We start from the raw sequence: 11,408 nt of genomic DNA on the forward strand, positions 1-11,408 counted from the left end.
TCGCGGTGCTCCCGCACCATGCGGACGGCACGTTCCCGGACTTCAGCAGAAAATTTGCTCGACTTGTTCATGGCTCCATTCTCTCAAGAGTTGGAGCCTCCACCAAATCCGGGGCGGTTCATTCAGCTCTCTTCGAAAGAGACGTTCGCCTTCTTCGTTTCTTGCTTGATCCTGGAGGGTCGCCATCTTTTTGCTCCAAAACCTAATTTGGTTATCGCTGAGCGATCAAAAAAATAGGCGACTCCATTCGAATTCGAATTTGCTTTATCATGACGTCCACGACAGCAGCAACCGCGTTCTAAGCCGCCGCGATCTCGGTCGCCTCTAAGCGGTACACCAGAGGGCCGGATGCGTGTGCCGGCCACCAGTTTGCTCAATACCCAAACGTGACCCGCGGCGAACTTCGCCGCCCTTTACCACCAGAGGTGGACAGATCAGCGAACAAACGCACTTGAACTGGTGCAGACCATGCTGTCCGCGTCTTTGAGCGCTTCGTCCGACAACCCCTACCACTGTTGCAGAAATTCCGCTTGCGCGAAGCCGATCTGCCTCTTCATTCTCGCGGGTCCTTTCCGGTAACTGCCTTCTTCAACGCCTCGTCGGCGTCAGCGATGACCGCCGAGCTTCGTTAATCAGCTCTCTACCAGCATTCTCGAAAGCCGACGAGGACGCGAGGTTAGACGTCTAGTCACTTCTCGCTGCCCCCGCCGAATTGAGGTGGTTAAGAAACCCGCCTTACAGCCGAAATTGAGTCATTCGGAATACCAACATTTTCGACCCAATTGTATCGACCAGGTCCGAAAATACCGGACGCAGGTCCAGTAAAATTGATATCCCTAAAAAACTGCCAGCTTCCGGATAGGACGACAAAGGACGATATTTTGTCATTAAAAAAATTGTCGTCTGGAGAAGCTAAATTGGGCTCCGAGCTGTAAAGGTGCTTATGCGCTCCATGGAAATTAATATGCTCAAACAACACTATTTCTGACATTTTGAAACTCCTTATCGAACACCGAGCCACTAATGACGTATCGTTTCACGTTGCGGACACGTTAGCGTGGGACTCTTTGTCTCGCTGCCGGCAGGCCTGTCTCACTCACCTAGTTAAGATCCGGGGCGAAATTGCTTTTACTTTCTCCTTCTCTCGTTGGTACCCACATGCAAGTATCAGGATAGTAAACGACCAACATTCCGCAAGCAGACTAGGTGGAATATTTTGAACACAAACGGTCGGACAGTTGAACATTTTGATTTCGGCCGGTAGCGTGTCGTCGTAAATTAAGGCTGCCTCCAAGTAGGAAGCTAATCCCGCCGTTGATGGAACGGCGGCAGCACGTGCAAATGTTGCTGCTTTCAACTCCAGCGTCGTTGCCAAGATCAACGGCGAGGCCTAATGTCGCATCTGCGACGTCGGAAGCGCGTCCATGCAACCGCATCGCCGACGGCGCGTATTTGAGAGAGACGGTGTATTTGAGGAGCCAAGAAGAGAGCCGAGCCTGAAATGCGACCGAGCCGACCGCCCTCGCCCTGAGCAGAGTCCATTTTGGCCGCGGTCAGTCGCGTGCTCTCGAAGCTCGATTGCGTTCGGTTGTCATCGTGAAGCGAAGCGACGGCGGGCCCACGGCTGAAGATCCGAACCGGCTCGACACAACGACGCGCAGCAAATCGGCTGCCGAAGAAATCCCAACATGCTCATCGACGCTGCAGCGACGCCTGGCGTCTGTCATCAGCGCCACCGCCCCGAAGAGTAGCGTTCCGCCGCCCGCATCGGCGAGGGGATCGCGACCGTGAACGGACATGGCGGAGTGCATCAGCCGGGGGCCAACCATGATGGGTGACCGCCCTGCAGTCCGCCAGCAATCGTCGGGCAAAGCGAAAAGCCGGCGGCGGCGACGCCGACAGACTACGGGGCACAGACGATAAACAGGGCTCTTGATCCTGGTGCCCTGAGACTAGACCCTACACTGCCAGCAAAGATTTTCTTCGTGAGACGCGTGCGCTCTGGACGAACGCGCCTTTCGGATAGCATCTGTTCACCCGATTGTCGCCGTAGCGCAATCATCGCAGGAGGCAACGACGCTTTGCATGCGACCCGTTGTCGATGACCGCAGTCCGATGCAGAGCCGACGTGCGAATGACGATCAAAGTGCGGAAACCAGTGACCGCAGATGGCCGACAAGCGCACGCTCGCCGGCCACCGGTGATCACACTTCGGTTTGCTCAGCCATTTCGAGAGCATCGTCTACCTCGATCCCGAGGTATCGCACGGTGCTTTCGATTTTTGTATGACCCAAGAGCAATTGGACCGCGCGCAAGTTCTTGGTGCGTCGATAGATCAACGACGCTTTCGTTCGTCGCATGGTGTGCGTACCGTACGCGGTGTCATCGAGCCCGATCGACGCGACCCAACGATGAACGATGCGCGCATACTGGCGCGTCGACACGTGCGCTGCGGCATGCAGTCGACTTGGAAACGAATAGTCGGCAGGCTTCAATCCCCGCGCCGAAATCCAGGCAGAGACACTTTGACGAGTCTGCTCCGTGATTTCGAACTGCACTGGTCGATGCGTTTTCTGCTGCATGAAAGTCGCGCGAGCTAGGACATGACCTCCCATGTAGACGTCCTGCACTTGCAGACGCGTTAAATCGCACGCTCGAAGCTTACTGTCAATCGCAAGGTTGAACATCGCCAGCTCGCGAGCGTTGGACGACATCTGCAGCCTTGTTCGAATCGCCCAGATTTCCAGGAGTTTCAGCGGAGGCTTCTGGCCGGTTAGCCTTCCCTTATTCCACGGCACTCGACGAGCGCCGGAAGAATTAAGCGTTTCCATGACAATCTCCTCTTCAACGAAGGGAGATCGATTGTGCGCTTTGCGAAACGGTCAATCATCGACCCGCTACGGTCAGTCGAGGTTCGGCGACCCCGTCGTCCGATTTTCGAAGTGAAGCTGCCACTCAATGATCCCTCCGACGAACAGGCTAACGGTAGCGCAAGGCTGGGAAGCGAAAACCTGCTGGGCTGGCGCGTTCTTGTTCGTCTGGGCGAGCCCCCGACATTGAGTGACGGATGCGGCCGCTCTTTTATAGCCTTGCGTTCCGATCCCAAGGCGGTTCATCGCCAAACGTCCCGGCGAGGTAATCGACGAACCGGCGCACTTTGAGCGGGATGCGCTGCGCGCTCGGATAAACCGCCTGAATCGCCAGATCAGCCGCGCGGTAAGCCGGCAGCAGTGCCACAAGTTCGCCCCGCCGTAGATGCTCGCCGAACACGAAGGTCGGACCGTACGCGATACCGGCGCCCGCGAGCGCGGCGGCAAGAAGCATCTGCGTATTGTTGGCTGTCAGCCGGCATGGTCCGTCGATCACGTGCGCGCGGTTTCTCGCATCGAGCAATGTCCAGTCGCCGGCCGACACGGCTTCGCTGAAGGTAAGCCGCTGTGCGAGTCGTAAGTCTTCGGGTTTGCGCGGCGCTCCATGGCGCTCGAGGTACGCGGGAGACGCACATACGACCATTCGGCAGGGCGCAAGCCGGCGCATCACCAGTCGTGGGTCCGTCAGCCGTCCTATCCGGATTGCCACGTCAACGCCCGCATCCATGAGATCGACATAGCGGTCCCCGAGCAGCACTTCCACATTGACGCGCGGATGGTCCTCTAGGTAGCGGGCAACAACGTCGCCCAGGTGCATGGCGCCGAACGTGACCGGCGCTGCGACGCGCAGTACGCCGTGCGCCGTGCCTTGCGAATCACCCGCTTCCCGATTCGCTTCGTCGAACGCTTCAAGGATCCGCTTGCAGCGCTCATAGTAGGCCTGGCCGGCATCGGTCAGACTTAACCGTCGCGTAGTGCGCTGGAGCAGACGCGCATTCAGCTCAGCTTCGATTGCGCTTACATGCTTGCCGGCCATCGCTGCCGATAGCCCGAATCGGCGCGCCGCAGCAGCAAAGCTGCCTTCCTCGACAGCCGCGACGAATACGCCAAGGCTCGTCAGTCGGTCCATTTTATGCACTCCAATTCGATAGCCTCATTATCGACTGAATACACCAATTCGGCAATTATCAAACCGGTGACATGAATCTACCATTCAGACACTAACTAACCGGAAGGTGGCACGGAAATGGACATAGACTCGAACGGTACGCGGATTCACGTCACGCAGCGAGGCAGCGGCGAGTTGGCGCTGGTGTTCCTGCACTACTACGGGGGCTCGTCGCGTACTTGGGACGGGGTAGCAAGCGAATTGTCCGACCGGTATCGAATCGTTGCCACCGATCACCGCGGCTGGGGCAATTCCGAGGCGCCTGCCGACGGCTACCGCATTGGCGATCTTGCGGCCGATGCCGAAGGCGTCATCGAGGCGCTGGGCCTGCAGCGCTATGTTCTGGTCGGTCATTCGATGGGCGGCAAGGTCGCTCAGCTCATCGCATCGCGTCGGCCACGCGGGCTTGAGGGCCTTGTGCTCGTCGCGCCGTCGCCTCCGTCGCCGATGCTCCTCCCGGACGAGCAACGTGCGACGTTGATCGGCGCGTATCAATCGCGTGAATCGGTCGAATTCGTGATCGATCACGTCCTGACCGCAAAATCGCTCGATGCCGCTCGCCGCGAGCAGGTCGTCGAAGACAGCCTGAAGGCCGCACCGCAGGCCAAGGCGGCCTGGCCAAACGTGGCCATGCGAGAAGACATCAGTGCGGCGGTGGCATCCATCGATGCGCCGACCATCGTCATTTCGGGTGAGCTCGACCAGGTGGATCGCGTCGCAACGCTGCAGGCGGAGCTGATGCCTCGTATTCCGCATGCGGCGATGCATATCCTGCCCGGAATTGGACACCTGTCGCCGCTGGAGGCTCCGATCGAGGTGGCGCGGGTTATTGCGCGGTTCGTCGCGGCGATCGAAAACAAGTCCGCCGTGTGCCGCACGCCCGAGCAGGTCCCCATCGCTTTCGACGCGGCGCTAAACGCCTGCGATCTTGATTCCCTGCTCGGTGTATTTAGCAATAAAGCCACGATGCGGATCACGGACGGCGAGGTGGTGCAAGAAAGCCCCACCGAATTGCGCAACGGCCTGGCTCGGTTGCTGACACTGCGCCCGCGCATCCACAACAAGGTACGTCGAGTGTTGACAAGCAGCGATATAGCGCTCGTCCTGCTCGACTGGACCCTGAACGTGACGCTACCGGACGGCCAGGAGCACGAGGAACGCGGCACCGCTACGCAGGTTATGGAAAAGGGCCGCGACGGTGGGTGGAGGCTGCTGATCTCTAATCCGCTTGGGTTGAACTGAAGGGTACAGGGGGGACGACGCCATGAACAACCAACAGGAAGCACATCATGAATAAACCTACCATCATTACGGTTCCAATCCTCCCGTTCGGCATGGTCCACTCCCACCTCATCATCGGTGCAACGGGCTGTGTTCTCGTGGACACGGGCACGCCGGGCTCAGAAGACAAGATTGAGCGCGTCCTGAAGAAGCACGGTCGAAGCTTTCGCGATGTCACCTTGATCGTGGTCACTCATGCGCACACGGACCATGCCGGTTCGGCAGCGCGGCTGCGCGAACTGACGGGCGCGCCAATCCTTGCTCATGCCGGAGATCTGGACTACTACGAGCGGCGCAAGGAAATGACGTATTGCGTGACGCATTGGTGGGGGCCTCTCTTTTTGCGCTCCGGCGTGCCCGGCGAGCCGTACTTGCCGTTCACGCCGGACATCCTGCTTCAGGACGACGCCACCATCGATCTAAGCGGTTATGGAATCGAAGGCGTGGCAAGGCACACGCCAGGCCACACGGCCGGCTCCGTGTCAGTTGAACTGGGCAGTGCAGACGCGTTGGTCGGCGACCTCATCGCCTCGGGTGTCTTTCTCGGCGGATTGATCCGTAAGGGGCGCGCCATGCGCCCGCCGTTCGAGGATGACCCGCAAGCCGTCAGTGGTGAATTGATCGGCATGGTGGACGCCGGCATGCAACGCTTTCACATGGGTCACGGTGGTCCGCTAGCCGCCAAAGAAGTGCGCCGGCACGCTCTCTCACTGCGGAACCTGAAGCCCGGGCGCAAATATGGGTTGCAGGCCATCGGGTGTGCCTGCTCTGAGCCCAAGTTAGCTGAGCCGGTTAAATAAAGCGTGGCGCGCGGTTCAGGCGTGTTCTTCCCCACGAATCAATTGAAGTCGGCTCGGCTTCGCCAACTTTCAGGAATGGATTGCCATGCCTCTGGTTCATCCGAAATATAAAGTCGCTGTTGTTCAGGCCGCTCCAGTCTGGCTCGATCTTGACGCCGGCATCGACAAGACCATTGAGCTGATCAACGAGGCCGCCGGCAACGGCGCCAGCCTGATCTCCTTCCCGGAAACCTGGTTACCTGGCTATCCATGGCATATCTGGATGGGCGCGCACGCGTGGCAGGTAAGCCGGGGCTTCGTACAGCGGTACTTCGACAACTCGCTGGACTACGACAGCCCAGAGGCTTCCCGGCTCAGCACCGCTGTCCGGCAGGCCGGGATCACCGCCGTCGTCGGCGTTTCTGAGCGAAGCGGCAGTAGCCTGGTTCTGTCGCAGTAAGGCGGTCCGCTATCATGTGCGGAACAAGATGAAAGACTGAAAGCTCAATGACGACGTTGAATCCGGCGGTAGCCCGTGTGCTCAAGCGCTTGCATTACCCGCTCGATGTAATCCTGATGTGCGTGCGCTGGTATGTGGCCTATCCACTAAGCTTGCGTCACCTTGAGGAAATGATGGCTGAGCGTGGGATCTCGGTGGACCATTCCACCGTGCACCGCTGGGCCATCAAGCTGTTGCCGGTCCTGGAAAAAGCGTTCTGGCGTTATAAGCGCCCGGTCGGCAAGAGCTGGCGTGTGGACGAGACATACGTCAAGGTCAAAGGTCAATGGAAGTATTTGTACCGCGCCGTCGACAAGGCCGGCAACACGGTTGACTTCCTGTTGCGGGCCCATCGTGACAAGGCTGCAGCTCGACGGTACTTTGAGCGATCGATCGCAAAGAATGGGGAACCGGAGACGGTGACCATCGACAAGAGCGGCGCCAACCTCGCCGCGCTTGAGGCGATCAACAATGACCGCGAAACTCCCATCAAAATCCGTCAGTCAAAGTATCTCAACAACCTCGTCGAGCAAGACCATCGGGCGATCAAGCGACGCACGCGGCCGATGCTGGGGTTCAAGACTTTCCGGTGCGCCCGGATCCTCCTGGGCGGGATCGAAGTCATGCACATGATCGCCAAAGGACAGATGACGTGCGCGAGCAGAACCTATCCGTCCGTCTCTGATCAATTCTACGACCTCGCAATATAAGCAGTACTTCGCATATCGACCTTGTTCGCTCCGTGCTCCTTACTGCGACAAAACCACAGATACACCCTCAGGGGTTTTAGCTTGGGAAGCACGAATGGGGGACGAAGAGGGATTAAACCAACCCTTGATGACGCGTTTCCCACCACAAATGACCGCTGTGCCGTTGAGATGTGCCATTGCCACGACGACGGTTCGAGCGGCAGTTGTGGGTCGGCTGCTGCCGGCCGAGCCGGGGCTGCAAGGGCCCGGACTTGCGGCGCAGTGCACCCACGCAGTCGCGGGGAGATCGGCGTCGGCTTGTTCAGGGCCTCCCTTATAATCGGGCATGGCTCAATCTATCCCCCACGCAGCAAGTCTGCGAGCGTTAGCACACGCTGCGCGATTCATCGGCTTACCGGTCGCACATACCTCAACGAACTATTCACCATCCACGCGTGTGGAACGCGCGTTCCACGACCTGCAGGCGGCGGCCGCATGAAAATACCCAAACGACTTTTGCCCCTTCTCGAAGAAGGGCTCATCGACGAAGTCATCGGCCAGTTGATGAGCGGCAAGGAGGCAACGGTCTACATCGTGCGCAGCGGCGAATCGACGCGTTGCGCAAAGGTCTACAAGGATGCGAAGCAGCGCAGTTTCCGGCAAGCCGCATCGTATCGCGATGGTCGCAAGGTCAAGAACAGCCGGCAGTTGCGGGCGATGGAAAAAGGTACGCGCTACGGCCGTCAGATGCAGGAAGCGTCATGGCAGAACGCTGAAGTGGACGCGCTATTCCGGCTCGCCCACGCAGGTGTGCGCGTGCCGCAACCCTATATTTGTACCGATGGCGTGTTGCTGATGGAACTGGTGATCGACGAGGTGGGTGACGTCGCACCACGGCTCAACGACGTCGATCTGACCGATGCCCGCGCCCTCGAACTGCACGCGCTGCTGCTGAACCAGGTTGTCCGCATGCTCTGCGCGGGCGTAGTTCACGGCGACCTGTCGGAATACAACATCCTGCTGGCGGCGGACGGGCCGGTGATCATTGATCTGCCTCAGGCCGTCGACGCGGCCGGCAACAACGAGGCCGCCTCGATGCTCAAGCGAGACGTCGACAACCTGGCCGCGTACTTCGGGCGGTTTGCACCGCAACTACTCACGGCGAGTTATGGCATGGAGATCTGGACGCTCTTCGAAGCAGGGCGGCTGCATGTCGATGTCGAATTGACCGGCCGCATCGAAGTCGACACGCGACCTGTGGACCTCGATGGCGTGCTGCAGGAACTCGAAGAGACCCGTCTTGAGGAAGATATGCGGGTGCGGCGACAGCAGGAACTGAGCGCAGGCCGGTAACCGCGCTCGCTGTCCCCCGGAGACAGCCCGAAAGAGCATTCCCTCCCAGTACCGCCTTTCGCGGACTTCAGGAACGATCAGGTGGCGAGAGATACGGTCACAAGACCCGGAATCCCGGGCCTTGTTCGGGCCGATTGCCTCTTCTGAACGGCACCGGGCGTCGCTCGTTGGGCGGAATCTGAGATGGAGCGATTTTTCACGCACCGGGGTCGACCCACCCCGATGCGCTTTATGTGTCATGGTACGAGGGGCCTGACACGCTACCACCGGCTCACAACAGGATCGCCTGCTGCAGAAGTTCCAGCGCTTTCAATTCGTCCAATCGTCCCGTGCGTGCTTTACCCGCAAGCGTCTTGATCAATGCTTCCGCGATCGGTTCAATACCGTGAAGATTGTCCAGGCTGGTCACGGAAGCGAAGGAGAGCGGTACGGGGTTTCGCTGCGGTATTGCGGACGCGGGAAGGGACTCAACGGTTGCCGGTGTGGCTGCCGGAGCATCGTTATCACTTGCTTCAAGCGGGCGACCGGCAAGGTCGCCGGAGAGATCACTGGCATGATCTTGCGGGCTGACGACGATCGTCGCTTTCTCGTCTGCGACATCCGCCGAAACAGGTGAGGGGCTTTTCGAATCGCCCAGGGCGCCCGCCCGCGTGCGCTTCGTGCGCGCCTTCACAACGGCCGGCTTCTCTGGCACGCCCTCGTTTGTTGCTGCCGCAACCGGCTCGTGTCGTTGACCGGATGCGCGACCGCGCGATGCCGGCGTAAGCAGAAGCGACACCGACTCTGGAATCTCGGTTTCGGAGCGCGGGGTGTCCAGCCAGCCAGTTGGCAAACCAAGCCGCTCCGTGAACCGGTTGGCTTCGACACTGTCCATTCGTTTCTTGCCATTTAGCCGATCGGCGATGTTGAATCCACTCATCTCCATGACTACACCCAGTCTTACTTTCGATCCATTGCGACTGGTGAGAAGGCGAAGGTTAGCGCGTCGGATGTTTTCTACCTCGGCGCCGTCGCTTAATTCCAGCGGTTGCTGTTGTGGCGTTTTAGGCGATGTCCTGGATTTCGAAGGCGAAGCTTTTTGTGGCGTACGAGCTTTAGGTTGTTCGGCCATTTTGCTTTGACGATTCCTTACGCCTCTGGGTGACTCACCCGTTGCTTTCTTCGGCATTTGCGCTTCCTCGGACAAACTATCTTTAAGAACGGGTTGCTGATCGACGTTCAGCGCAGAAGCCGGCTCAAGTGCTTCAGCCTCTACGTCGGGGCCGTCATCCGTTTGAATGAGATCGAGCGGTGACTTCAGGCGAGCGATGGTTTCGGCCGCGAGCGCAGGATTGGGCTGGTCAAAAAAGCCATGCGGCAATCCCAGCGTGGTTTCCATGTGAAAGGCCGTCTCGGGCGTGAACCGTTCGCCCTTCATCAGTTCGGCCACGCGCGTCATGTTCGATTCAAGTGCTATCGCGATATTCTCTGCGCCCACCGCATCGACCAGAAACTGAAATGAGCGTGTTTTGAAAATGGAGGCAGTCTGGGCGGAGTCTCGAGGCGGAGTCTTCACATACGGTTGTCCCTGACGGTTGGACGGGGATTTTTTTGCGTGGTGAGGTTGGCGTTGGCCGCTGTCGCGAGATCCCGCATATCGCCCGCGGGCTTGACTCATAAAGTGGGGCTCCATGCAATCGTTGGCCTTCTGGATTTTTTTTGATTATAGACGAGCCGATGTCGGCATTTGATGCGTCAGTCGCTCCACGGGTTGAAAAGAGCCGCGATGGTTTCGAGGTCGACATCCCTGCCGCCGGACTGGGATGCGATGTATCCGCCGCCAGGATAGTTCGGCGGTCGGTCAGGTTGGCCAATGCTACGATATGGTAGCGGTCAGTCACCAAAGGGCTTGCACCATGGAAGCATACGACCCCGAGCGCGCGCCCGAGCCTGATCCATGGCTCGAACTCGACGAACAGGAGCGCATTGTTCTGGTCGAAGCCTGGCATCGCGCGGCACACGTCAAACTTCCGAATGTCACCGCCCATGCCGCGTTTCACACCGTCGTCGAAAACCAGATCGCGATGAATCTCGAACCGGTGATCCGGGCCATGCATCGCCTGACGAAAGCAGGACTGACGCGACACGATGCGATTCACGCGATCGGTTGGGTGGTCGCCGAGCATCTGTTCGATATTTTGAACACGGGGCAGAGCGACGATGCTGATGCTTCGCAAGCGCGCTACCTGGCAGCAGTGGAGCGCCTGACAGTAGCGAGTTGGCGCCAAGGACGAAAATAGCGACTGACTTTTTCGCACCACCACCTGGCTTGGCACATCTCCGCGGGTATACTCTCTTTCGTGTGCTCAGGTCGACAAAAGGTGAGGATTTCCAGGAGTCGTACCGGTTCTAGAGGGTGTTAGGCACTTCGTGTAGAACCTGGTATCCTGGTCGAATGACGAAGGAAAAGCGCAAACCCTATCCGAGCGATGTGTCCGACGAGGAGTGGAGCTTCGCAGCCCCGTATCTGACGCTGATGGACGTTGACGCGCCACAGCGCAAGTATGAGTTGCGCGAAATGTTTAACGCATTGCGCTGGATGGCGCGAGCGGGCGCACCGTGGCGCATGCTGCCCAACAACTTCCCGCCGTGGGAGTTGGTGTATCAGTGAGGGTGACCCGCTTCGACGGACAGTTTTGCGGTTGGGTTTTACGTTGGGATGCGTCCTCCAGTCGGTGTTGCCTCGCGGGTTGTCCACGGGCGGGCGGCGGGTCGGCTATCACGACCACG

Annotated in this window: 11 protein-coding genes and 1 pseudogene; 8 read left to right on the forward strand and 4 right to left on the reverse strand. The window is 59.0% G+C overall.

Annotation, left to right across the window (positions count from 1 at the left end):
- On the forward strand, positions 1-237 hold a 237-nt coding region (locus tag L5014_RS37840; protein ID WP_238468977.1), incomplete at its 5' end, for a hypothetical protein.
- A gap of 484 nt (positions 238-721) precedes the next feature.
- Here the strand turns inward: L5014_RS37840 and L5014_RS39155 are convergent.
- The 3 genes from L5014_RS39155 to L5014_RS37850 form a co-directional block, all read right to left on the reverse strand.
- Positions 722-991 carry a beta/gamma crystallin-related protein gene (locus L5014_RS39155; RefSeq protein ID WP_420800207.1) on the reverse strand — a complete coding sequence of 90 codons (270 nt, stop codon included), beginning with the start codon at positions 989-991 and terminating at the stop codon, positions 722-724.
- A 1,213-nt stretch (positions 992-2,204) separates the two neighbouring features.
- Positions 2,205-2,831, reverse strand: a complete 627-nt coding sequence (locus L5014_RS37845; RefSeq protein ID WP_238468978.1) for a tyrosine-type recombinase/integrase — start codon at positions 2,829-2,831, stop codon at positions 2,205-2,207.
- A gap of 250 nt (positions 2,832-3,081) precedes the next feature.
- Complete coding sequence (locus L5014_RS37850) at positions 3,082-3,999, reverse strand: LysR family transcriptional regulator (RefSeq protein WP_238468979.1); 918 nt, start codon at positions 3,997-3,999, stop codon at positions 3,082-3,084.
- A 117-nt stretch (positions 4,000-4,116) separates the two neighbouring features.
- Here L5014_RS37850 and L5014_RS37855 point away from each other — a divergent pair, with 117 nt between their 5' ends.
- The 5 genes from L5014_RS37855 (at position 4,117) to L5014_RS37875 (ending at position 8,639) form a co-directional block, all read left to right on the forward strand.
- On the forward strand, positions 4,117-5,280 hold the full coding sequence (locus tag L5014_RS37855) for an alpha/beta fold hydrolase (RefSeq protein WP_238468980.1): 1,164 nt from the start codon (positions 4,117-4,119) through the stop codon (positions 5,278-5,280).
- Positions 5,281-5,327: 47 nt separating this feature from the next.
- Positions 5,328-6,119: an MBL fold metallo-hydrolase gene (locus L5014_RS37860; RefSeq protein WP_238468981.1), complete on the forward strand. Its 792-nt coding sequence runs from the start codon at positions 5,328-5,330 to the stop codon at positions 6,117-6,119.
- A gap of 85 nt (positions 6,120-6,204) precedes the next feature.
- Positions 6,205-6,558 (forward strand): nitrilase-related carbon-nitrogen hydrolase, encoded by a 354-nt coding sequence (locus L5014_RS37865; protein ID WP_238468982.1) that lies wholly within the window; start codon positions 6,205-6,207, stop codon positions 6,556-6,558.
- 47 nt (positions 6,559-6,605) lie between these two features.
- A complete protein-coding gene (locus L5014_RS37870) occupies positions 6,606-7,307 on the forward strand; it encodes an IS6 family transposase (RefSeq protein WP_238468983.1) in 702 nt (233 codons plus the stop codon).
- 474 nt (positions 7,308-7,781) lie between these two features.
- Entirely contained in the window at positions 7,782-8,639 is an 858-nt protein-coding gene (locus L5014_RS37875; protein ID WP_238468984.1) for a PA4780 family RIO1-like protein kinase, read from the forward strand.
- A gap of 271 nt (positions 8,640-8,910) precedes the next feature.
- On the opposite strand, the gene L5014_RS37880 is transcribed toward L5014_RS37875, so the two are convergent.
- Positions 8,911-10,296, reverse strand: coding sequence for a hypothetical protein (locus L5014_RS37880; protein WP_238468985.1), 1,386 nt, complete (start codon positions 10,294-10,296; stop codon positions 8,911-8,913).
- Positions 10,297-10,534: 238 nt separating this feature from the next.
- Between L5014_RS37880 and L5014_RS37885 the strand changes: the two genes are divergently transcribed.
- Both L5014_RS37885 and L5014_RS37890 read left to right on the forward strand, forming a co-directional pair.
- The gene (locus L5014_RS37885; RefSeq protein ID WP_238468986.1) at positions 10,535-10,918 is read left to right on the forward strand and encodes a hypothetical protein; all 384 of its coding nucleotides are present in this window, start codon (positions 10,535-10,537) and stop codon (positions 10,916-10,918) included.
- A 155-nt stretch (positions 10,919-11,073) separates the two neighbouring features.
- Positions 11,074-11,286, forward strand: a pseudogene (locus tag L5014_RS37890) (transposase); the annotation flags it as partial.
- Positions 11,287-11,408 lie beyond the last annotated feature (122 nt).

Source organism: Paraburkholderia tagetis, from assembly GCF_022213065.1.
Classification (GTDB): domain Bacteria; phylum Pseudomonadota; class Gammaproteobacteria; order Burkholderiales; family Burkholderiaceae; genus Paraburkholderia; species Paraburkholderia tagetis.